Genomic DNA, 21,071 nt, shown 5'->3' on the forward strand with positions numbered 1-21,071 from the left:
CGGTGCGAGCATCCGCCCGAGCACCGCCACGCTGGCGGTCGAGACGGTGTCGATCACGATGTCGAACGCGCGTGGGGTCCGCTACGCGGTCAGTGCTTTGCGGATGCGCTGGGTCGACACGGGGCCCGAGGTCCCGAGCTGCTGCGCGAAGAGGCTCACGCGCAGCTCCTCCAGCAGCCAGCGGGCGGTGACCAGTCGCTCGGCCCTCGCCGCGCCCTCGGTGCCGGGCACCGCATCCGTCACCGCCTGCGGCAGCGGCAGCGCACCGCCCGCCGCCGTGAAGAGGGCAGTGGCCTGCTCGACCTCGGTCATCCAGGTGCGGTCGCGGTTGGCGGTCTCCGGCAGTCGCTTCACGCGGTGCTCGATCGCGCGCACGTAGACCTCGAGGCGCGGCAGGCGCTCGAGCCCCGTGCGGCTGACGAACCCGTCGAAGATCAGCTGGTCGAGGTGCGCGCGGGCGTCGGCGAGGGCCGCCATGTGCGCGAGGCTCGCGCCCTCGCGGATCGCGCGGTCGGCGTTCCGAGCAGCGGTCAGGATGCGCGCCACCTGGCTCGCGAGCCCGAACAGGCGGTCGACGAGGCCATCGGCGACGCGCGAGCGCAGCGCCTCGAACTCCGCGACCGACGCCGGCGGCGCGCCGCCACCCAGCTCGGCGTCGATGATCGCGAGCATCAGGTCGTCGAAGAGCCTGTCGGTCGAGGCGTAGGGGCTCGCGCCGAGCGCCAGCTTCTCGGCACCGGTGAGGTTCGACTGCACGTAGGGGCCGGGGCTCGGCACCTGCCGCAGCAGCAGCTGCCGCACGGCGGCGCGCTGGTCGCGCTGCTGGGTCTCGCGCGTGCTGGCCAGGCGGATGCCGACGCTCGGGCCTGAGGCCTTGGCCCCGCCAGCCTTGGCAGGGCCGGTGATCGCGTACCCCGGGTAGGCCCGCACGGTGTTGCCACCCTGCTTGACATCGATGTGCGCCGGCAGTTCGAGCTCGAAGCTCGCCACCTCGTCGCGCTCGAGGTCGCTCGTCACCTTGACGGCGACCTTCGCGACCTGCGCCGTCGCCTGCGCGCCGAAGCGCCGCTTGAGCGCCTCGAGATCCTTGCCATGCCCGAGGCGCCGACCGCGGGCGTCCTCGACGGCGAAGGTGGGCTTGAGGTGCTCGGGGATGCGTCCCCAATCGACGTCGGTGTCGGTGGCCTGCACGTAGGCGGTGCGGCTGATGCGGGTCGCGAGCACCTCGGCGAGCGAGCGAGGGCCGGCGGCACCGGTCGCCGCCGGCTGCGCGGGCAGCTCGGCGAGCATCCCGCGCGCCCAGTCTGCCGCGGGCACGACGTGCTTGCGCACGTGCTTGGGCAGGCTCTTAATCATCGCCGTCAGCAGCTCTTCGCGCATGCCGGGCACCAGCCAGTCGAAGCCCGCCTCGCTCAGCCGCGGCAGCACCGCGAGCGGCACGTGCACCGTCAGGCCGTCATCGGCCGTGCCGGGCTCGAAGCGGTAGCTCAGCCGCAGGCGCTGCTCGCCCTGCTGCCACTTGGTGGGGAACAGTTCGTGGTCGACCCGCGCATCCTCGCCCGTGAGGTCTTCGCGCGTCATCGTCAGCAGCTCGGGCGTCGTCTCGCGGGCCGTGCGCCACCAGCCCTCGAAGCTGCGCGTCGAGGCGACGTCGGCCGGGATGCGCGCGTCGAAGAACTCGAACACCGCCTCGTCGCCGACGAGCAGGTCGCGGCGCCGCTGGCGCTCCTCGAGGCGCTCGATCTCGCGCCGCAGCTCGCGGTTCCTGCGGTCGAAGTCCTGCGGCGAATCCCACTCGCCGTCGACGAGCGCGTGCCGGATGAAGAGCTCGCGCGCATGCTCCGGGTCGATGCGCGAGAACTGGATGCGGCGGCGCTCGACGATCGGCACGCCGAACAGCGTCACCCGCTCGAAGGCGACGACGGCGCCCTGCTTGCGCTCCCAGTGCGGCTCGCTCACCTGGCGCTTGGCGAGCTCGCCCGCGAGCGGCTCGGCCCACGCGAGGTCGATGGATGCGGCGTTGCGCGCGAAGAGCCGGCTCGTCTCGACGAGCTCGGCGGCCATGACGGCGCGCGGCGGCTGCTTGGCGAGCGCTGAGCCGGGGAAGACCTGGAAGCGGGCGCCGCGCGCACCCAGGTACTCGGCGCGCTGGCGCGTGCGCCGGCTCTGCTGGCGAGCGCTCTCGCCCGGGCGCGACTGCTGCGGCTTGGCGGTCTCGTCGATGACGCCGATGCGGCCGAGGAGCCCCGCGAGTAGCGCCTTGTGGACGGCGACCGCGTCGACGCTGACGCCCTCCGGTCGAGGAGCGCCGTCGCGCCCCTTCGCAGTTCCAGGAGCGCCGTCGCGCCCCTCTGCAGGTCGAGGAGCGCCGTCGCGCAGCGGCGTCGCGTCACGAGACCGGTCGGCCCCCTTGGTCTCGTGACGCGAGCGGGCTGCGCCCGCGCGCTCCGGTTCCTGCGCCTGTCGAAGGGCGACCGGAGTGTCCGTCGCGCCCCGCGCCTCCCGCTGCAGCCCGAGCGCCTTCGTCAGCTGTCGCACCACGTCCTGCCACTCGCGCACCCGGAGGAACGACAGGTGCTCCGCCTTGCACAGCTTCCTGAACTGGTTGCCGGACAGTCGCGCCTGCTGCTCCTGCAGATACCGCCACAGCGCCAGCAGTGTGATGAAGTCGCTCGTCGGGTCGGCGAACCGCGCGTGCGAGCGATCCGCCTCCTCGCGCCGCTCGAGCGGCCGCTCCCGCGGATCCTGGATCGTCAGCCCCGCGACGATCGCGACGACCTCGTGGGCGACGCCCGCGTCCCTGCCGGCCACGGCCATCCGCCCGAACCTCGGGTCGACGGGCAGCCGGGCCAGCTCGCGCCCGATCTTCGTGATGCCGCCGGTCTTCGAGATCGCGCCGAGCTCGAGCAGCAGGTCGTTGCCGTCCTTGATGTCGCGCGCGGACGGCGGCTGCAGGAACGGGAACTCGGCGAGCGGCCCGAGCCCGAGCGAGGAGGCCTGCAGGATCACCGCCGCGAGGTTCGTGCGCAGGATCTCGGGGTCGGTGAACTCGGGCCGCTTCTCGAAGTCGGCCTCGCTGTAGAGCCGGATCGCGATGCCCGGCGCCACGCGTCCCGCGCGGCCGGCGCGCTGGTTGGCGCTCGCCTGGCTGATCGCCTCGATCGGCAGCCGCTGCACCTTGCTGCGCACCGAGTAGCGCGAGATGCGGGCCGTGCCCGTGTCGATCACGTGGCGGATGCCCGGCACGGTCAACGAGGTCTCTGCCACGTTGGTCGCGAGCACGACGCGGCGGCGGATGCCCGCGCGCGAGCTGCGCTCGAAGACCCGGTGCTGGTCGGCGGCGCTCAGGCGGCCGTAGAGCGGGAGGATCTCGGTCGTCGGGCCGAGCCGCCCCTCGAGCGCCGACTGCGCGTCGCGGATGTCGGCCTCGCTCGGCAGAAACACCAGCACGTCGCCGGTGTCGTCGCGCGCGATCTCGGCGAGCGCCGCCGCGATGCCGTCGATCGGATCGAGGTCGACGTGGGCGTCCTCGTCATCGCGGTCGTCGTCGCTGCCGCCCGAGCCGCCTGCGGTGCCGCCCGGCCCGCCTGCGCGGCCCGGCGCATCCGCCCCCTGTCCTTCGGAGACGAGCGGGCGGTAGCGGATGTCGACGGGGAAGGTGCGGCCCGACACCTCGATGATCGGGGCGTCGTCGAAGTGCTTCGAGAACGACTCCGGGTCGATCGTGGCGCTGGTGACGATGACCTTGAGGTCGGGACGGCGAGGGAGCAGGCGCTTGAGGTAGCCGATGAGGAAGTCGATCGTGAGGCTGCGCTCATGGGCCTCGTCGATGATGATCGTGTCGTAGGACTTGAGATCGCGATCGCGATGCATCTCGGCGAGCAGGATGCCGTCGGTCATCACCTTGATGCGGGTCCGGGCGCTCACGTGGTCGGTGAAGCGCACCTTGTAGCCGACCTCGCTGCCCATCTCGACCTCGAGCTCCTCCGCGAGGCGCTCGGCGATGGTGCGGGCGGCGAGGCGGCGCGGCTGCGTGTGACCGATGCTGGTGCGGCCGAGCTCGAGCAGCATCTTGGGCAGCTGAGTCGTCTTGCCGGAACCCGTGGCGCCCGCGACGATCACCACCTGGTGGTCGCGGATCGCCGCCATGATCGTGTCGCGCGCCTCGCTGACCGGGAGCTCGGCCGGGTACTCGATGCGCATCCCGCCATTCTCGCGCACCGCTGGCGGCGGTGCCGCCCGCGCGCCCGCTGCCGCCGCCATCGGGTTCGCCGACCCCTCCCGCCAAGACCGACCTGGTGCACCGGGTCGCCCTTGGCGCGACGGGTCGCGCATCGTGCGCGGCGTCCGCAGTTGCGTCATCGGCTGTGCACAGCCGCGCGACGGCACGCCCGGCAGCAGGTGCCGCACCTGCCATGGTGCGCCGATGCAGCGGACGCCCGACCCCTCGCAGCTGTGGCACACGCGCGACCTCACGGCCCGGTCACCCGGCCTCCGCCCTGATCGCGAGCCGCAGCTCACGCGGATGCGTCGAGGCGTCTACGCCGATCGTCCCGCTGGTGATGCCGCAGCGTCCGGCATCGTTGGCGGTGCAGGCGCTTCGGGCGTCGGCGGTGGCGGAGCGGACACCGACCCGGCCGCGCGCGACGCCGGCTACCTGCTCCGCATCCGTGCTGTGGATGCCGCGCGGAAGCAGCCGATCTTCGCGCGCGAGTCCGCGCTGGCGCTCCACGGCATCCCCTACGGGATACCGCCAGATGTCGTCTACACGACGGGCCACGCGAAGACAGCGGGCAAGAAGGCCGGCATCGCGCACAGCGCTGTGGAGCTCGACCCGGCCGACATCGTGATGCTGGGTGGAATTCGCGTGTGCTCGCTGCCCTACGCACTCGCAGAGGTCGCGCGGAAGCGCGATCCTCAGACCGCCGTCTCGGCGATCGACGAGGCGCTGCGCAAGGGAGTCGTCTCGAAGTCGCAGATGCTCGATGCGCTCGGCCGGCAGGGAAGTCACGGCCGTCGTCGGGCTGCGTGGGCGGTGGCATTCGCGGATGCGGCGGCAGAGTCGGTCGGCGAGTCCTGGAGCCGCGTGCGGATCCACCAGCTCGGGTTCGCCGCGCCGGAGCTGCAGGTCTGGGTGACGGGGCGAAGCGGCAAGCGGTATCGAGTCGACATGCTCTGGCGCACCCCTGGCGGGCGTCCCGTCTTCGGCGAGTTCGACGGTGCGCACAAGTACGGCGCGCTGGCGCAGCAGGGTGGGCAGACCGGCGCGCAGGCGCTGAGCGAGGAGAAGGCGCGCGACGACGACCTGCTCTTCGTCGGAGATCCAGCGCACTGGGTGTGGATCGACGTGCTGCGGCCGAAGAGGCTCGAGCGCATCCTCACCGCGTACCGCGTGCCGCGCATCCGACCGTCGTTGGAGAGCCTGACATGACCGCCCGGACAACGATTGCCGACCCCTCCCGCCGATGCCGACCCGGTGCACCGGGTCGGCATCGGCGCGAGGGGTCGGCGTTCCGTGCGAGCGGCTGCGCCGCGGGAGGCTGCGCCACGGGGCGCACGCGGGAGGGCGGATACGGGCGGATCGGGGGGATCGGGCGGATGCGGGGTGAGGGCTGCGCCACCCGGCAGCCGTCAGGGCACGGAGGGAGCCGCTCGGGAGCATGCCGCAGACTCGATCGCGCCAGTACGGTGGCCGCATGAGCGAGATCAGCGTGCGGGCAGCGACGGCGGACGACCGGCAGCGTTGGGAGGAGCTCTTCCACGGCTACCGCACCTTCTACGAGAACCCCCGCGACGTCGCCGTCGCCGACCGCGTCTGGAGCTGGGTGCTCGACCCGGCGCACCAGACCAACGCGCTCGTCGCCGAGGTTGACGGCAGGATCGTCGGCTTCGCCCACTGGCGCCGCTTCGAGCGCCCATCGGTGGGGCAGACCGGCATCTACCTCGACGATCTCTTCGCCGACGCATCCGCCCGCGGCCTCGGCGTCGGGCACGCCCTGGTCGTGCGGCTGCAGCAGATCGCGGCTGAGGAGGGCGCCTCGGTCGTGCGCTGGATCACCGCCGACGACAATCGCACCGCCCAGCGGCTCTACGACCGCGTCGCGACGAAGACGCGCTGGCTGACCTACGACGCGGCGCCCGCGCCACGCTGAATCGGCGCGCCGACGCGGCGGCCGCACCTGGCTGACGCCGCGCCCGCACCACCACCCGCGTCAGTCCTCGACGACGCCGATCGCGACCGCGAGGTCCTCCCACGACATCCCGGTGCCCTTGAAGACGTTCGGGCGGTCGGTCGCCCGCACCACCTCGCCGCGCGCGAGCGCGTCGATGCCGATGAGGGCGGATGCCTCGAGGACGCCTGCGTCCACGGCCTGGATCACGTCACCCGCCTCGCGCATCGCCGCGCCGACCTCCTCGACCACGACGAGCGAGCGCCCCATGAGCCAGGCGTCGAGCTCGCGCCGGTCGGGCTCGTGCGAGCCCATCGCGATCACGCAGGCTCCGTCGCGCACGAGCGAGCCGTCGAACAGCGGCTCCTGCGCCGACGTCGCGCAGACGACGATGTCAGCGTCGGCGACATCACCGGCCGAGCCCGGCTCGGCGTCGACGCCGCGCGCGCGCAGCTCAGCGCACGCCGCCTCGACCCGCTCGGGGTTGCGCCCCACGAGCCGCACGCTCGTGAGCTGGCGCACGTCTGCCATGGCGATCGCGTGCTCGATCGCTTGCGGGCCGTTGCCGAACACCACGAGACGTGCTGCGCCCGGCGCGGCCAGCGCATCCGCCGCCACGGCAGACACCGCGGGGGTCCGCAGCGACGTCAGGCTGACGCCGTCGATGATGGCGGCGGTGCTCAGCGTCGCGGTGTCGAGCAGCAGGTAGGTGGCCTGGATGCGCGGCAGCCCGCGCTCGGGGTTGCCGGGCGCGACGGAGGCGACCTTCACGCCCGTCCACTCGCCGATGGTCGACGGCATGAGCAGCAGGTGCCCGCCGCCCGCGTCGACGCTGCTCCGGGGCGCATCGTCGGCGGGGGAGAAGCCGGAGGTCAGCGCCCGTGCCACCAGGTGCCGCGCACGCCGAGGCGAGATGCGGGCGCGCACGGCATCGCCCGAGAAGGTCAGCGGCGCTGCGTCGCCATCCGTCATGCCTTGTCCCGGCCCTCAGCGGCGGCGCGCTCGCGGGGCTGCGCGGCGACCAGCGAGCCGTCGTCGAGCCCGCGCGCGGCCAGGAGCTGCGCCTCGCGCCGCGTCGCCCGGGGCGACAGCGTCACGGCGACGATCGAGATGATCGCGACCGCGATGAGGTAGATCGCGATCGGCACCCACGAGCCGCCGAACGTCACGAGCAGCCAGGTGGCGAGCAGCGGTGCCGTGCCGCCGGCGAGCGCCGCACCGATCTGGTAGCCGAGGGTGATGCCGGTGTAGCGCACGCGGGTCGAGAAGATCTCGGACATCAGGGTGCCGAGCGTCGCGGTGACCGGCGGCCAGACGATGCCGAGCCCGATGATGACGGCGGCGTAGACGGCCCAGTCCATGCCCAGGTCGAGCAGCAGGAAGAACGGCGCCGCGAAGAGCCCGATGAGCACGGCGCCGGCGAGGAAGACGCGGCGACGGCCGAAGCGATCCGAGAGCGATCCCATCAGCAGGATCGCGATCGTGCTGACGAACGCGCCGGCGCTGACCGAGTTCAGCACCGTCGAGCGCTCGAAGTCGAGCGTGCCCGTCGCGTAGCTGACCACGAAGGTGGCGAAGATGTAGAACGGAGCGGTCTCGACGACCTTCGCGCCGATCGCGACGAGCACCGAGCGCCAGTGGTCGCGCAGCGTCTCGGCGATGGGCAGCTTGGCGACGTTGCCGGAGTCCTTCGCCTCCTGGAAGGCGGGCGTCTCGGCGAGGCCCTTGCGGATCCACAGGCCGACGAAGACGAGCACGATGCTGGCGATGAACGGGATGCGCCATCCCCACGAGTCGAAGGCGTCGACCGGCAGCATGCTGACGAGGGCGAACGCGATCGTCGAGAGCAGCATGCCGATCGTGATGCCCGTCTGCGGCACCGAGCCGAAGAAGCCGCGGCGGTGCTTCGGCGCGTACTCGTAGGCCAGCAGCAGTGCGCCACCCCACTCGCCGCCGATCGCCAGGCCCTGGATCACGCGGCACAGCAGCAGGAGGATCGGCGCGAGCACGCCCACCTGCTCGAAGGTCGGGAGCAGCCCGATCGCGACCGTGGCGCCGCCCATGAGCGAGAGCGTGATCACGAGCGTCTTCTTGCGGCCGATGCGGTCACCGATGTGCGAGAAGACGATGCCGCCGAAGGGGCGGATGAAGAAGGTGAGCGACAGCGTGACGTACGACAGCATCAGCGACAGCGCGGGATCGTCGGTGGGGAAGAACTGCTTGTCGAAGATGAGCGCCGCGGCAGTGGCGTAGAGGAAGAAGTCGAACCACTCGATGGCGCTGCCGCTGAGGCTGCCGAGCAGCACCCTGCGGTTGGTGACGCGTGTTCCGGGCGGGGCGGTCTTGGTGGCCATGGGGGACTCCTCGTCGTCGTTGACTGCGCTCGGCGCCAGAAGCGACGCGTCTGCCACAGTACAACGTACAATTGCACCGCCCGAATGCGGCGGGATTCCCGGGATGTTGCGGCCCGGTTACGAGGTCAGTCCTCGGGCTTGCCTGCCCAGACCCCGCGCGCATGCGCGAGGTGCGTCGCCATCAGTGCGGCGGCCCCATGAGCATCGCCCGCCTCGATGAGATCGAGCAGCTGGCCGTGCTCGGCCGCGCTCTGCGTCAGCCGGCCCTCGCGGTGCAGCTGCTGCAGGGCGGAGAGGCGCGTGAGGCCTCGCAGGCGGCGGGCCTCCTGCACGATCGCGCGGTTGCCCGCGAGCGCGAGCAGGCCGAGGTGGAAGGCGTTGTCGGCGGTGATGAACTCCCGCAGCAGCCCCTCGGCGGCCGTGCGATCCAGCTCGGCTGCGAGCGGTCGCAGCGCCGCGATGTCCTCCGGCCTCGCGACGCGAGCGACCCGCTCGATCGTCGGCACCTCGATCAGCGCGCGCAGCTCGACGACGTCGTCGAGCTCCTCGTCGCTGATGGGCACGACGCGGTAGCCGCGGTTGCGCATGGCCTCGACGTGCCCGTCTCGGCACAGGTCGATCATCGCCTCGCGCACCGGCGTCGCGGAGACCCCGAGCATCTGCGCGAGCGCAGGCGCCGAGTAGACGGTGCCGGGCACCATCGTGCCGGCGACCATCGCTTCGCGCAACGCCTCGGTCACCTGCGCGCGCAGGCTCGAGTGCGCGGTGAGCGATGCCACGACGGGCTCGAGCCCGGCGCCATCGACTCCTGCGCGCTTCGTCATCCGGCCTCCCCGTGCCGGCGCCCGTCGCGGTCGGCTCGCTCAGCGTACCCAGCCGCCTCCGCGCCGCAGCCGCAGGCTCCGCACGCGACACGAGGCACGGCTCCCTAGCGATACCCAGGCGGTCCGGGCAGGATGCGAAGCATGGAGATCCACGACAACGGACCGCAGCGCAACGCGTTCGACATCGAGACCGCGACGCGCGAGAACACCAACTACCGCACCGTCGCCTGGTCGGGGGCGCACCTGCAGGTGACGCTCATGTCGATCGAGCCGGGCCGCTCGATCGGCCTCGAGGTGCACAACGGCACCGACCAGTTCCTGCGCCTCGACGCCGGCAGGGGCCGCGTCGTCATGGGCCCCTCGAAGGACGACCTGCCCTTCGAGCAGGACGTCACCGACGGCTGGGCCATCCAGGTGCCAGCGGGCACGTGGCACGACGTCATCAACACCGGCGACGAGCCGATGCGGCTCTACGCCATCTACGCGCCCACCCACCACGCGGCGGGCATCGTGCAGGAGACGCCCGAGGCCGCGGATGAGGACGAGGAGGCCGGTCGCGACGAGCCGCCGACCTGGGCGGAGGAGATCGACACCCAGGGCGAGGAGAAGGCCTGACGCCACCAGCCTCGCAGCGCACGACGCCCGCCGGTCGATCCGGCGGGCGTCGTCGTGTCTGCAGCTGCGCAGACGAGCGGATGCGTCAGGCTCGCGAAGCCCCGTGGTGGTCGTCGGCAGAGTGGTCGCCGGCCCGGTCGGCGTCGGCGCCGTGGTCGCCGACGTCGCTCGCGCGCTGATCCTCGGTGCCGCCCTCGGGCGACGCCTCGACGTCGGTGTCCGCGGGGTCGGTCGCCATGTCGGGGTCGGCGCCGATCACCGTGGTGCCGTCGTCGGCATGCTCGCTCGGGCCCGGGCGGCCGTCGTTCGAGTCGCTCATCGGGGACCCTCCTGCTCGAGGTCGGACGCGGTGGGGTCGTCGCTGCCGGGGCCGGGGTCGCTCGCTGCGGGCACGTCGTGCTCCTGCTCGGCCGGGCGCTCGTCGGTGTGGGCGCCCGGGTCGCCGCCGCCTGCGCCGAGGGCGGCCCGCAGCCCTGCATCCATCGCGGGGTTCGCGTCCGCTCCCGTGGGGTCGCCGAACTCGCGCGCCTGGTCCTCTGGCACCCGGTCGTCGGGGATCTGACCTGCGTCGCTCCTGGTCATGCCTGCCTCCTTCGGTGTGGCTGTGGTGTCGGCGCTGCCGGTGCCGACGTCGTTGGCGTGCAGCTCCTCCGCGCTGGCGTGCGGGGCGGTGTCGCCGGAGTGGAGCGCGGCCTCGCCATCGGCCGAGACCCGGGCGCGCTCGCTGGCTGCCTCCGCTGCGAACGACTCGGTGCCTGCCGCGCCGAGGCTCGCGCTCGCAGGAGCACCTGCCGCAGCCGCGCCGGCCGCGCCGGTCGCTGCGGCACCGCCCAGGACGGCTGCTGCAGCGGCGTCGCGCCCGCCGGCGGCAGCCCAGTCGCGCCCAGCGGCGGCGGCGGACGCCTGGTCCGGCGCGGTGCCGCGCGCAGGGTCGTCGCTATCGTCGGTGTCGCCGTCGAAGGGGTTGTCGCCGATCAGCGGGGGCAGCTCCTCGCCCCGCGCACCGCGTCGCTCGAGCACGAAGATCGCGCTGAACATGGTGATGATCGAGAGGCCCACGTAGACCCAGCCGATGACGCTGTTGGGCATGACGCCGAGCGGGTCGGTGACGCGCGTGTAGCTGAGGATCGCCAGCAGGCCGCCGAGGACGACCAGCACGCAGGTCGTGACCACGAACCACGTGGGCCGGGTGCGGCGCGTGGCGATGATCGCGCCGAGGACGAGTGCCGCGAGACCGAGCAGGGAGAGCATGCGGTCAGCCTAGGCGCACGCCCTGCGAAGCGCATCGGATGCGGGCCCACAGGGCGACACGCGCAGCGGGCGGCGAGTGGGCGCTCGCGCCTACGATGGAGCGAGTGACCAGCCAGACCACCCAGCCTCCAGCCTCCGGGCACCAGGCCGCAGGTCACGCCTCCGCCGGCGGGCCGCACGCCCCCCACCCCGGCTTCGGCACCTGGGCGGCCGACCACCTCTCGCCCGCCTATCCGGAGCGCGCCGCGTGGGGCACCGCCCAGCCGCTCCGCGCCTGGCAGCAGGAGGCGCTCGAGCAGTACTTCCGCACCGAGCCGCGCGACTTCCTCGCCGCCGCGACCCCCGGTGCAGGCAAGACCACCTTCGCCCTGCGCCTCGCCTCCGAGCTGCTGCGCCGCGGCGCCGTGCACCGCATCACCGTCGTCGCCCCCACCGAGCACCTGAAGCAGCAGTGGGCCGACGCAGCTCACCGCGCCGGCGTCAGGCTCGACCCCGACTTCGCCAACGCCGACGGCGACTACCCGCGGCAGTACCACGGCGTCGTCGTGACCTACGCGCAGGTCGCGGCCCGCGCATCCGTGCACGAGCGCATCACGCGGTCTGCTCCCAGCCTCGTGATCCTCGACGAGGTGCACCACGCGGGCGACGCGCTCAGCTGGGGCGACGCGGTGCTCGAGGCGTTCGGCCCCGCAGCCCGTCGCCTGTCCCTGACGGGCACGCCGTTCCGCAGCGACACCTCGCCGATCCCGTTCGTCGAGTACGTGCGCGACGAGCGCGGCATCCGCACCTCGCGCACCGACTACGCCTACGGCTACGACGCGGCGCTGCGCGACCACGTCGTGCGTCCGGTCGTCTTCATGGCCTACGCCGGCACGATGCAGTGGCGCACCTCCATGGGCGACGAGATGAAGGCGACGCTCGGCCACGGCGACACGAAGGACATCACGAACGGCGCCTGGCGCACGGCGCTCGACCCGGGCGGCGCCTGGATCCAGCAGGTGCTGCGCTCGGCCGACGTGCGGCTGACGCACGTGCGGCAGACGGTGCCGGATGCGGGCGGCCTCGTGATCGCGACCGACCAGGCACAGGCGAGGCAGTACGCGCAGCTGCTGCACGCCATCTCGGGCGAGGCGCCCACGATTGTGCTGTCCGACGACGCCGGCGCCTCTGATCGCATCGCGACCTTCTCCGACGGCGACGCCCGCTGGATGGTCGCGGTGCGGATGGTGTCCGAGGGGGTGGACGTGCCGCGGCTCGCGGTCGGCGTCTACGCCACCAACGCATCCACGCCGCTCTTCTTCCAGCAGGTGATCGGTCGCTTCGTGCGCTCCCGCCGCCGCGGCGAGATCGCGACGGTCTTCCTGCCCTCGGTGCCCCCGCTGCTGGTGCTCGCCGCAGAGCTCGAGCGGCAGCGCGACCACGCGCTCGACCGCGAGCAGGCCGACGACCAGCTGCTCGACGACGACCTGATGGCCGCGGCCGAGCAGGGCGACCGCGACGATCGCGAGGCATCGCCCTTCACCTGGGAGCCGCTCGAGTCGAGCGCGACCTTCGACCGCGTGCTCTTCGGAGACGCCGAGTTCGGGCAGCTCGTCGAGCCCGCGAGCGAGGAGGAGCTCGACTTCATCGGGATCCCGGGGCTCCTCGACGCGGAGGACGTCTCCGAGCTGCTGAAGCGCCGGCACGCTCGGCAGGCCGCGCGCATCCGCGAGCGCCCGCCGGTCGAGGCTGCGCCCGAGCCGCTCTACCGCACCATGCGCGAGGAGCGGCAGCTGCTCAACTCGCTCGTCGCGATCGTGGCGAAGCGCCGCGGCGAGGCGCACGCGCTCGTGCACGCCGAGTCGCGGCGCGTCTGCGGCGGACCGCCGGTCGCGCAGGCGTCGATGCAGCAGCTGCGCGACCGGATCCACTACCTCCGGAAGGTGATGGATCGGGGTCGGTGACCCAGCCGGGGCTCAGTCGTGCTCGACCCAGCAGTTGAGCACGGCGGATGCGACGGCGTAGGCCGCGCCGTCATGCGTCATGGATCCGGCGAAGCCGTCGGGCAGCGCCGTGGCGTCCACGAGCAGCGTCTTGCCGTCGCGGATGAAGGCCACGATGCCCTCGCCGGTCGAGAAGGAGGGGAGGCCGAGGCCGAGCATGCCCTCGATCTCCTCGGCGCCCGCGAGGGTGCTCTGCAGACCGGTGAAGTGCGCCTCGCCTGCCGCCACGTCGGCCGTGTCGTGCACCGAGAGGCGCAGCGGTGCGCCGTCGATCTCGTAGGTGCAGGAGTACATCGGGGCGTCCCACGAGGGGGTGCCGACCGCCTCGCCCTCGAGGTCGAACAGGCTCGTGACCGCGTTCACCACCTGGCCGGCGCAGATCATCTGCGCTGCGGGGGAGGGGTCGCCGGCGCTCGCGGCATGGGCGTCGTCTCCGTGCTCGGCGTGCTCGGCGTCGCCGTGCTCGGCGGGCTCCTCGCCCTCCGCGCCGTGGTCGTGCTCCGCGCCCGACATGACGGTGCCGTCCGGCATGGTGTGCGAGGGCTCGGGCGCCGACTCCGGCTGCGTCGCCGCTGACGTCGCGCAGCCTGTCAGCAGCAGCGCTGAGGCGACGAGCAGCGCGATCCGGGTGGTGCGGGCCATGAGGTCTCCGATCGGTGGGATGCGTACACGAAGCGTTCGTCGCTCTTCGCGAGACGGATTGCATCTGCCGCAAAGAAAGCTCGGGCGCGACCAATCCGGATGCGCGGCGGCGCCGAAGAGCCTCATACGGGACGCAAACCCTTGCTCCCCCGATCCTTCGAAAGAGGTATCAGCATGAAGAAGAAGTCAATCCTGCTCGCCGCACCGATCCTCGGTGCCGGCATGATCGCGCTCACCGCTGCTCCCGCGATGGCTCACGACGTCACCGGCTCCTACTGGTCGGACCTCGGCGAGATCAACAGCTCGGGCGCCACCGGAGAAGCGTGGATCGATGTCGACGGCGACATGGCCACCGTCACGATCAACGCGTCGGGCCTCGCAGCCGAGTTCGACGGCGCCGCCTACCCGCACGTGCAGCACATCCACATCGGCGCCCAGGGCGTCTGCCCGTCGGATGAGGCTGACACCAACGGTGACGGCATCATCAGCACGACCGAGGGTGGCCCGTCGTACGGCGACATCGGCACGACGCTCTCGGTCGGCGACACCGACAAGAGCCCGGCAGCCGGCCTCGACCTCGCGGTGGCTCCCTCGGGCGACACCATCTCCTACGAGGAGACCTTCGAGATGAACCACGAGACGCGTGACGCGCTCGCCGCCGGCACCGCCGTCGTCGTCGTCCACGGTCTCGACCCGGCCACGCAGCCTGAGGGCGCGACCGAGCCGAGCGACCTGGTGCCCGAGCTCCCGCTCGCAGCCACGTCGCCCGCGCTCTGCGGTGCCCTCGCCATGGCTCCGGCCGGTGGCGTCGACACCGGTGTGACCGCCGGATCGAACGGTGTCGAGCTCGGCGCCGTCGCTGCTGGTGGCGCGCTCGTCGTCATGCTCTCTGCTGGTGTCTACATGGTCCGTCGCCGCACCGCGACCGACAGCTGAACCATCAGTCTGCATCGATGATGCTTCACGGATCGGGCCGTCGCCTCCGCCTCACCGCGGTGGCGGCGGCCCTCCTGCTGTCCTTGACCGCCTGCGCGACCGCCGACGACGGTGCGGCCGCGCCCGAGTCATCCGCCGTCGCGCCGAGCACCGCGCCGGCCAGCCCCTCGCCGACGCCAGAGCCTCCGAGCAGCGCGGAGCCGGAGGCGACGCCCCTCGCCATGGAGGCCTCGACGCCCGTCAGCGTGCAGATCCCGGCGCTCGAGCGCGACGCGCAGCTGATCCAGACCGGCCTCCGGGCCGACCGCACGCTCGAGGTGCCGCCCGACGCCGAGGGCTCGCCGGCCAGCTGGTACGACGGCTCGCCCACGCCCGGTGAACTCGGCACCTCGGTGCTGCTCGGGCACGTCAACTCCCTCACCTCCGACTTCGGCGTCTTCTACGACCTGCAGTCGCTCGTCCCCGGCGACGAGGTGCGGGTGCAGCGCGAGGACGGCTCGACGGCGGTCTTCGAGATCTACCGGGTCGAGTCGTTCGCGAAGGACGAGTTCCCGACCCGCGAGGTCTACTACCCGGCGTCGGATGCCGAGCTGCGCCTCATCACGTGCGACAACCTGGGCGGCACGACCGACGGCTTCCCGAACAACTTCATCGTCTTCGCGAAGCTGGTCGAGGCGGCGTAGCAGGGCATCCGACCCGCGGCGCATCCACCGGTCAGCGCCGCTCGATAGGGTCGGAATCATGCAGCAGCACGAGGTCAGAGCCCACAGGAGCGCCGAGAACCTGCCCCGCGAGGAGCAGCTGGCATGGAAGATCGCGCAGGTCGCCGTCGACCCGGTCGAGGTCGAGGCCGACGTCGTCGAGATGATCGCGAACCGCATCATCGACAACGCGTCGGTCGCGATCGCCTCGCTCAACCGCCCCCCGGTGATCTCGGCTCGCGAGCAGGCGCAGCGCCACCCCTACGAGCCCGGCGCCGCGGTCTTCGGCATCGACGACCGCGTGAGCCCCGAGTGGGCGGCGTGGGCCAACGGCGTCGCCGTGCGCGAGCTCGACTACCACGACACCTTCCTGGCGGCCGAGTACTCGCACCCGGGCGACAACATCCCGCCGATCCTCGCCGTCGCGCAGCACCTCGGCTGCGACGGCAGGGCACTGGTGCGCGGCATCGCGACCGGTTACGAGATCCAGGTCGACCTGGTGCGCGCGATCTCGCTGCACAAGCACAAGATCGACCACGTCGCGCACCTCGGCCCCTCGGCTGCCGCAGGCATCGGCACGATGCTCGGCCTCGAGGCCGAGACGATCTTCCAGGCGGTGGGGCAGGCGCTGCACACGACCACCGCGACCAGGCAGTCCCGAAAGGGCGAGATCTCGACGTGGAAGGCGCACGCCCCGGCCTTCGCGGGCAAGATGGCGGTCGAGTCCGTCGATCGCGCGATGCGCGGGCAGACGAGCCCCGTGCCGATCTACGAGGGCGAGGACGGCGTGATCGCCTGGCTGCTCGACGGCTGGGAGGGCTCCTACAGCGTGCCGCTGCCCGCGCAGGGGGAGCCCAAGCGCGGCATCCTCGACACCTACACGAAGGAGCACTCGGCCGAGTACCAGGCGCAGGCCTGGATCGACCTGGCGCGCAAGCTCTCGGCGGAGCGCCCCGAGCTGCGCGACCCCGAGAACGTCACCTCGATCGTGCTGCACACGAGTCACCACACCCACACCGTGATCGGCTCGGGCGCCAACGACCCGCAGAAGTACGACCCGACCGCCTCGCGCGAGACGCTCGACCACTCCATCCCCTACATCGTCGCCGTGGCGCTGCAGGACGGCGGCTGGCACCACGTGAGCTCCTACGCGCCGGAGCGCGCGCAGCGCCCCGACACGGTCGCGCTGTGGAACAGGATCACCACGCTGGAGGACCCGGTGTGGACGGAGCGCTACCACGACCCCGATCCCGACAGGAAGGCGTTCGGCGGTCGCATCGTGGTCACGCTCGCCTCCGGTGAGGTCATCGAGGACGAGATCTCGGTGGCGGATGCGCACCCGGCCGGGGCGCGCCCGTTCGGCCGCGCGGAGTACGTGCAGAAGCTGCGCACGCTCGCGCAGGGCATCATCGAGACGGACGAGATCGACCGCTTCCTCGGGCTCGTCGAGCGCCTGCCAGAGCTGACCGCCGACGAGGTGCGCCAGCTGAACGTGCTCGCGCCGGCCGGCACCGTCGACGTCGGCACCACGAAGGGCCTGTTCTAGATGCTCTCGACGACCGTCACCCCGAACCAGAAGCGGAAGGCGCTGCGAGCGGGGCTGGCGTCGGGCACGATCCAGCGCTTCCCGGGCGCGTTCACGCCGCTGACGGGTCCGCTCATCCAGCAGCTCGGCTTCGAGGGCGTCTACATCTCCGGCGCCGTCATGGCGGCGGAGCTCGGCCTGCCCGACATCGGCCTGACGACGCTGAGCGAGGTGGCGCAGCGCGGTCGCGAGATCTCGCGCATGACCGATCTGCCGACGCTCATCGACGCGGACACCGGCTTCGGCGAGGCGATGAACGTCGCCCGGGCCGTGCACGAGCTCGAGGATGCGGGAGTCTCGGGCCTGCACCTGGAGGATCAGGTCAACCCGAAGCGCTGCGGCCACCTCGACGGCAAGGAGGTCGTCTCGACAGAGCTGGCCGCCCAGCGCATCGCTGCGGCCGTCAGCGCGCGCCGAGACCCCGACCTGGTGATCATGGCTCGCACCGACATCCGCGGCGTGCAGGGGCTGGGCGCCGCGATCGACCGTGCCAAGGCGCTCGAGGCTGCCGGGGCCGACGCCATCTTCCCCGAGGCGATGGCGACGCTCGAGGAGTTCGCGGCCATCCGCGCGGCCGTGCGGGTGCCGATCCTCGCCAACATGACCGAGTTCGGCAAGAGCGCCCTCTTCACCCACCAGCAGCTGCAGGACGTCGGCGTCAACATCGCCATCCATCCCGTCTCGCTGCTGCGCATCGCGATGGGCGCGATCGAGCGCGAGCTCGGCGGGCTGCGCGACACCGGCACCCTCGACGGCGCCGTCGAGCGCATGCAGACCCGCGCGCGCCTCTACGAGCTCAACGACTACGCCGCCTACAGCGCCTTCGACGAGGGCGTGTTCAACTTCGAGGTCCCGGAAGGCCACAGCCAGGCATGAGCCACCTCTTCTCGCCCGTCGACGTCGGGCCCGTCTCGGCGCGCAACCGCGCCTGGGTCTCGCCCATGTGCCAGTACTCCTGCGAGCAGCAGGACGGCGTGCCGGGCGCGTGGCACCACGAGCACCTCGCCTCCTTCGCGCGCGGAGGGGCCGGCCTCGTCATGACCGAGGCGGCCGCCGCGGTCGCCGAGGGTCGCATCTCGCCGCAGGACGCCGGCATCTGGAACGACCAGCAGGCCGAGGCGTGGGCACCCATCGCCCAGCGCATCCGCGACCACGGCGCGGTGCCGGCCATCCAGCTCGCGCACGCGGGGCGCAAGGCCTCGACGTACCGCGAGTGGAGCGGCCGAGGGTCGGTCCCGGCCGCCGAGGGCGGCTGGCCGACCGTGGCGCCGAGCACCGCGGCGTTCGGCCGCTACGCCCCGCCGCGCGCGCTGGCGCCGGAGGAGATCGAGGCGCTGCCCGAGCAGTTCGCAGCAGCAGCGCGGCGTGCGGTGAGCGCCGGCTTCGACGCCGTCGAGGTGCATGCCGCCCACGGCTATCTGCTGCACCAGTTCCTCTCGCCGCTGTCGAACACCAGGGCGGATGCGTGGGGCACCGACGGCGACGGCCTGCGGGTCGCGCTCCTGCGGCAGGTGGTCGAGGCGGTGCGCGAGGCGGCGCCGGATGCGGCGCTGATGGTGCGCCTGAGCGCGAGCGACTGGGTGGCCGGCGGCATCGACACCGACATGACCGTCGAGCACGTGCGCGTCGCCATGGAGGCCGGCGCCGACTGGTTCGACCTCTCCTCCGGCGGGCTCGATCCGCGGCAGGAGATCCCGGTCGGACCGGGCTATCAGGTGCCCTTCGCGCGCGCGGTGCGCGCGGCGACGGGCGCGCGGGTCAACGCCGTCGGCCTCATCGACGAGCCCGAGCAGGCCGAGGCGGTGCTCGTCGACGGCGATGCCGACGCGGTCATGCTCGGACGGCCGTGGCTCCGCAACCCCCACTGGGCGCTCGCGGCCGAGGCTGCGCTCGACGCCGACCGCCTGCCCGCCGCGGCCGGCGCGCCGGACGGCGCCGCCGCATCCGACGCCGTCACCACGTCGGTGTGGCCGCCGCAGTACACGCGGGCCCGTCACGTGTCGAGGCGATAGGCTCGCAGACGGCCTCGCCACGCCCCGCCACCCCTGGAGCGTGAGGGCCACCCACATCTGCTTCCAACGACGGGAGACGCCATGAGCATCGACCTGGACACCTATCAGCTGAGCGACGACGAGCTGGCGCTCGCCGAGGCGGTGCGAGACTTCGCCGACCGGGTCGTGGCACCCGTCTCCTACGAGGCCGATCGCACGAAGACCCTGCCGATGGACGTCGTGGCGCAGATGGGGGAGATGGGGCTGTTCGGCATCCCGTTCCCCGAGGAGCTCGGCGGCCAGGGCGGCGACTACTTCGCCCTCTGCCTCGCGATCGAGGCCCTCGCGCGCGTCGACCAGTCCATCGCGATCACGCTCGAGGCCGGTGTCAGCCTGGGCGCGATGCCGATCTTCCGCTTCGGCACCCAGGAGCAGCAGGCCGAGCTGCTGCCCCAGCTGCTCTCGGGGGAGGCGCTCGCCGGCTTCGGCCTCACCGAGCCGGAAGCCGGCTCCGATGCCGGCGCCACCCGCACCACCGCCCGCCTCGAGGGTGACGAGTGGGTCATCAACGGCTCGAAGCAGTTCATCACCAACTCCGGCACGTCGATCACGAAGTTCGTCACCATCACCGCGGTCACGGGCGAGACGGACGGCCGCAAGGAGATCTCGACGATCTACGTGCCGAACGGCACCCCCGGCTTCACCGTCGAGGCCCCCTACGACAAGGTCGGCTGGCACGCCTCAGACACGCATCCGCTCACGTTCAAGGACGTGCGGGTGCCCGCCGCGAACCTCGTCGGCCAGCGCGGGCGCGGATTCGGTGGATTCCTGCACATCCTCGACGAGGGCCGCATCGCGATCGCGGCGCTGTCGACCGGTGCCGCAGAGGGCTGCCTCGAGGCGGCCGTCGACTACGCCAAGCAGCGCAAGGTCTTCGGCGAGCCGCTCGCGGGACGCCAGAGCATGCAGTTCCTGCTCGCGCGCATGCAGCAGCGCGTCCACGTCGCGCGCCTGGCGTGGCACCACGCCGCTCGCCTGCGCGACGCCGGCAAGCCGTTCAAGACCGAGGCGGCGCTCGCCAAGCTCACCGCGAGCGACGCGGCGATGGACAACGCGCGCGACGCCACGCAGGTCTTCGGCGGCAACGGCTTCATGAACGAGTACCCGGTGGCGCGCCACTACCGCGACTCGAAGATCCTCGAGATCGGCGAGGGCACGAGCGAGGTGCAGCTGCTCGTCATCGCGCGCGCGCTCGGCATCGCCTGAGCGCTGCCGGCCCGTTCCCGGCGCGAGAGGCCCCCATGAGAGGCCTCTCACGCGGGCTTCCTCCCTGCCTCACGGCCGCCGACGATCGTTGCTCTCAAGCAGTCAGAGCCCCGGTCCCGGAGCACAGCACCAGCAGGAGGAAGTCATGAACACCAAGTGGATGGCCATCGGCACCGTCGGAGTCCTCGGGCTCGGCGCGATCGCAGCCAGCGCCGCAGGCATCGCCAACGCGGTGGAGCTCCGCGGCGCGGATGGGCGCGTCGTCGACGCAGGCTCCCTGCGCGGCGACGTGCTCGCCGGCGGGGCCGTGCAGATCAAGACGACCGGCACGCACGCCTCGATCATCTCGGCCGTCTCGGCGAGCGACGCCGCGTCGGCCGCGGCGTCGGCCACCCAGTCGGCGGCCGCCCCGTCGGCGACGCAGTCGGCCGCATCGCCGGTCGTCGCGCACTCAGCCGCCTCGGCGCACTCTGCGCCCGCCACGACGCAGCCGCGCCCGGCGGCGCCGGCTCCGGCCCGGCCGGCGCCCGCCCCTGCCCCCCCCCCCCGTCTCTTTTACGCACCGGCTCCGCAGCACTCGGCGCCGAGCCCCGTCTACTCGGCGCCCAGCGCACCGGCTCCCGTCTACTCGGCGCCGTCGCCGCAGAGCCCGGCATCGCCGCAGAGCCCGGCATCGCCTCCCTCGGCGGGCTCCGCGGGCTCGAACGACTGAGCAGCGCCGACCACACCGCACCGCACCGCACGCGAAGCGCCC

The 21,071-nt window shown here is 72.5% G+C and carries 18 protein-coding genes; 11 read left to right on the forward strand and 7 right to left on the reverse strand.

Annotated features, from left to right (window positions below; genetic code table 11):
• Positions 1 to 81: 81 nt before the first annotated feature.
• Positions 82 to 4,203: an ATP-dependent RNA helicase HrpA gene (gene hrpA / locus BQ6202_RS02570; protein ID WP_072312907.1), complete on the reverse strand. Its 4,122-nt coding sequence runs from the start codon at positions 4,201 to 4,203 to the stop codon at positions 82 to 84.
• A 223-nt stretch (positions 4,204 to 4,426) separates the two neighbouring features.
• On the opposite strand from hrpA, the gene BQ6202_RS14700 reads away from it, so the two are divergent.
• Together BQ6202_RS14700 and BQ6202_RS02580 are read left to right on the forward strand one after the other, a co-directional pair.
• Positions 4,427 to 5,431 (forward strand): hypothetical protein, encoded by a 1,005-nt coding sequence (locus tag BQ6202_RS14700; RefSeq protein ID WP_143143616.1) that lies wholly within the window; start codon positions 4,427 to 4,429, stop codon positions 5,429 to 5,431.
• A gap of 265 nt (positions 5,432 to 5,696) precedes the next feature.
• Positions 5,697 to 6,152, forward strand: coding sequence for a GNAT family N-acetyltransferase (locus BQ6202_RS02580; RefSeq protein WP_072312909.1), 456 nt, complete (start codon positions 5,697 to 5,699; stop codon positions 6,150 to 6,152).
• A gap of 60 nt (positions 6,153 to 6,212) precedes the next feature.
• Here BQ6202_RS02580 and BQ6202_RS02585 read toward each other — a convergent pair whose 3' ends face one another.
• The 3 genes from BQ6202_RS02585 to BQ6202_RS02595 form a co-directional block, all read right to left on the reverse strand.
• Positions 6,213 to 7,142: an ornithine cyclodeaminase family protein gene (locus tag BQ6202_RS02585; protein ID WP_072312910.1), complete on the reverse strand. Its 930-nt coding sequence runs from the start codon at positions 7,140 to 7,142 to the stop codon at positions 6,213 to 6,215.
• Positions 7,139 to 8,524, reverse strand: coding sequence for an MFS transporter (locus tag BQ6202_RS02590; RefSeq protein WP_072312911.1), 1,386 nt, complete (start codon positions 8,522 to 8,524; stop codon positions 7,139 to 7,141). The genes BQ6202_RS02585 and BQ6202_RS02590 overlap by 4 nt, the downstream gene beginning before the upstream one ends.
• Before the next feature lie 125 nt (positions 8,525 to 8,649).
• Positions 8,650 to 9,348 carry a GntR family transcriptional regulator gene (locus tag BQ6202_RS02595; protein ID WP_083586850.1) on the reverse strand — a complete coding sequence of 233 codons (699 nt, stop codon included), beginning with the start codon at positions 9,346 to 9,348 and terminating at the stop codon, positions 8,650 to 8,652.
• A gap of 141 nt (positions 9,349 to 9,489) precedes the next feature.
• On the opposite strand from BQ6202_RS02595, the gene BQ6202_RS02600 reads away from it, so the two are divergent.
• Complete coding sequence (locus tag BQ6202_RS02600; RefSeq protein WP_072312912.1) at positions 9,490 to 9,963, forward strand: cupin domain-containing protein; 474 nt, start codon at positions 9,490 to 9,492, stop codon at positions 9,961 to 9,963.
• Positions 9,964 to 10,048: 85 nt separating this feature from the next.
• On the opposite strand, the gene BQ6202_RS14840 is transcribed toward BQ6202_RS02600, so the two are convergent.
• A complete protein-coding gene (locus tag BQ6202_RS14840; RefSeq protein ID WP_072312913.1) occupies positions 10,049 to 10,282 on the reverse strand; it encodes a hypothetical protein in 234 nt (77 codons plus the stop codon).
• Positions 10,279 to 11,214, reverse strand: a complete 936-nt coding sequence (locus tag BQ6202_RS02610; protein WP_072312914.1) for a hypothetical protein — start codon at positions 11,212 to 11,214, stop codon at positions 10,279 to 10,281. The genes BQ6202_RS14840 and BQ6202_RS02610 overlap by 4 nt, the downstream gene beginning before the upstream one ends.
• A gap of 104 nt (positions 11,215 to 11,318) precedes the next feature.
• Between BQ6202_RS02610 and BQ6202_RS02615 the strand changes: the two genes are divergently transcribed.
• Entirely contained in the window at positions 11,319 to 13,157 is a 1,839-nt protein-coding gene (locus BQ6202_RS02615) for a DEAD/DEAH box helicase (protein ID WP_234946084.1), read from the forward strand.
• 12 nt (positions 13,158 to 13,169) lie between these two features.
• Here the strand turns inward: BQ6202_RS02615 and BQ6202_RS02620 are convergent, their stop codons facing one another.
• Positions 13,170 to 13,838 (reverse strand): hypothetical protein, encoded by a 669-nt coding sequence (locus BQ6202_RS02620; RefSeq protein ID WP_072312915.1) that lies wholly within the window; start codon positions 13,836 to 13,838, stop codon positions 13,170 to 13,172.
• Between the two features lie 174 nt (positions 13,839 to 14,012).
• Between BQ6202_RS02620 and BQ6202_RS02625 the strand changes: the two genes are divergently transcribed.
• The 7 genes from BQ6202_RS02625 to BQ6202_RS02655 all read left to right on the forward strand — a co-directional run bounded on the left by BQ6202_RS02625 (position 14,013) and on the right by BQ6202_RS02655 (position 21,029).
• Entirely contained in the window at positions 14,013 to 14,774 is a 762-nt protein-coding gene (locus tag BQ6202_RS02625; RefSeq protein ID WP_072312916.1) for a hypothetical protein, read from the forward strand.
• A 17-nt stretch (positions 14,775 to 14,791) separates the two neighbouring features.
• Positions 14,792 to 15,457, forward strand: coding sequence for a class F sortase (locus BQ6202_RS02630; RefSeq protein WP_072312917.1), 666 nt, complete (start codon positions 14,792 to 14,794; stop codon positions 15,455 to 15,457).
• Between the two features lie 55 nt (positions 15,458 to 15,512).
• Positions 15,513 to 17,021, forward strand: a complete 1,509-nt coding sequence (locus tag BQ6202_RS02635) for an MmgE/PrpD family protein (protein ID WP_159433609.1) — start codon at positions 15,513 to 15,515, stop codon at positions 17,019 to 17,021.
• Positions 17,022 to 17,936 (forward strand): methylisocitrate lyase, encoded by a 915-nt coding sequence (gene prpB, locus BQ6202_RS02640; RefSeq protein ID WP_072312919.1) that lies wholly within the window; start codon positions 17,022 to 17,024, stop codon positions 17,934 to 17,936.
• Positions 17,933 to 19,072 carry an NADH:flavin oxidoreductase/NADH oxidase gene (locus BQ6202_RS02645; protein WP_072312920.1) on the forward strand — a complete coding sequence of 380 codons (1,140 nt, stop codon included), beginning with the start codon at positions 17,933 to 17,935 and terminating at the stop codon, positions 19,070 to 19,072. The genes prpB and BQ6202_RS02645 overlap by 4 nt, the downstream gene beginning before the upstream one ends.
• An 81-nt stretch (positions 19,073 to 19,153) precedes the next feature.
• Positions 19,154 to 20,317 (forward strand): acyl-CoA dehydrogenase family protein, encoded by a 1,164-nt coding sequence (locus BQ6202_RS02650; RefSeq protein WP_072312921.1) that lies wholly within the window; start codon positions 19,154 to 19,156, stop codon positions 20,315 to 20,317.
• A gap of 145 nt (positions 20,318 to 20,462) precedes the next feature.
• Positions 20,463 to 21,029, forward strand: coding sequence for a hypothetical protein (locus BQ6202_RS02655; protein ID WP_072312922.1), 567 nt, complete (start codon positions 20,463 to 20,465; stop codon positions 21,027 to 21,029).
• Positions 21,030 to 21,071: the final 42 nt, after the last annotated feature.

It is taken from the genome of Agrococcus sp. Marseille-P2731, from assembly GCF_900117395.1.
GTDB lineage: Bacteria > Actinomycetota > Actinomycetes > Actinomycetales > Microbacteriaceae > Agrococcus.

What these genes read in the sequence shown, in the direction of transcription:
- BQ6202_RS02610 (WP_072312914.1), bottom strand. Translation starts at nt 11,214, where the DNA reads ATGCTCTCCCTGCTCGGTCTCGCGGCACTCGTCCTCGGCGCGATCATC.
- BQ6202_RS02585 (WP_072312910.1), bottom strand. Translation starts at nt 7,142, where the DNA reads ATGACGGATGGCGACGCAGCGCCGCTGACCTTCTCGGGCGATGCCGTG.
- BQ6202_RS02600 (WP_072312912.1), top strand. Translation starts at nt 9,490, where the DNA reads ATGGAGATCCACGACAACGGACCGCAGCGCAACGCGTTCGACATCGAG.
- BQ6202_RS14840 (WP_072312913.1), bottom strand. Translation starts at nt 10,282, where the DNA reads ATGAGCGACTCGAACGACGGCCGCCCGGGCCCGAGCGAGCATGCCGAC.
- BQ6202_RS02595 (WP_083586850.1), bottom strand. Translation starts at nt 9,348, where the DNA reads ATGACGAAGCGCGCAGGAGTCGATGGCGCCGGGCTCGAGCCCGTCGTG.
- prpB (WP_072312919.1), top strand. Translation starts at nt 17,022, where the DNA reads ATGCTCTCGACGACCGTCACCCCGAACCAGAAGCGGAAGGCGCTGCGA.
- BQ6202_RS02620 (WP_072312915.1), bottom strand. Translation starts at nt 13,838, where the DNA reads ATGGCCCGCACCACCCGGATCGCGCTGCTCGTCGCCTCAGCGCTGCTG.
- BQ6202_RS02590 (WP_072312911.1), bottom strand. Translation starts at nt 8,524, where the DNA reads ATGGCCACCAAGACCGCCCCGCCCGGAACACGCGTCACCAACCGCAGG.
- BQ6202_RS14700 (WP_143143616.1), top strand. Translation starts at nt 4,427, where the DNA reads ATGCAGCGGACGCCCGACCCCTCGCAGCTGTGGCACACGCGCGACCTC.
- BQ6202_RS02655 (WP_072312922.1), top strand. Translation starts at nt 20,463, where the DNA reads ATGAACACCAAGTGGATGGCCATCGGCACCGTCGGAGTCCTCGGGCTC.
- BQ6202_RS02625 (WP_072312916.1), top strand. Translation starts at nt 14,013, where the DNA reads ATGAAGAAGAAGTCAATCCTGCTCGCCGCACCGATCCTCGGTGCCGGC.
- BQ6202_RS02645 (WP_072312920.1), top strand. Translation starts at nt 17,933, where the DNA reads ATGAGCCACCTCTTCTCGCCCGTCGACGTCGGGCCCGTCTCGGCGCGC.
- BQ6202_RS02580 (WP_072312909.1), top strand. Translation starts at nt 5,697, where the DNA reads ATGAGCGAGATCAGCGTGCGGGCAGCGACGGCGGACGACCGGCAGCGT.
- hrpA (WP_072312907.1), bottom strand. Translation starts at nt 4,203, where the DNA reads ATGCGCATCGAGTACCCGGCCGAGCTCCCGGTCAGCGAGGCGCGCGAC.
- BQ6202_RS02650 (WP_072312921.1), top strand. Translation starts at nt 19,154, where the DNA reads ATGAGCATCGACCTGGACACCTATCAGCTGAGCGACGACGAGCTGGCG.
- BQ6202_RS02630 (WP_072312917.1), top strand. Translation starts at nt 14,792, where the DNA reads ATGATGCTTCACGGATCGGGCCGTCGCCTCCGCCTCACCGCGGTGGCG.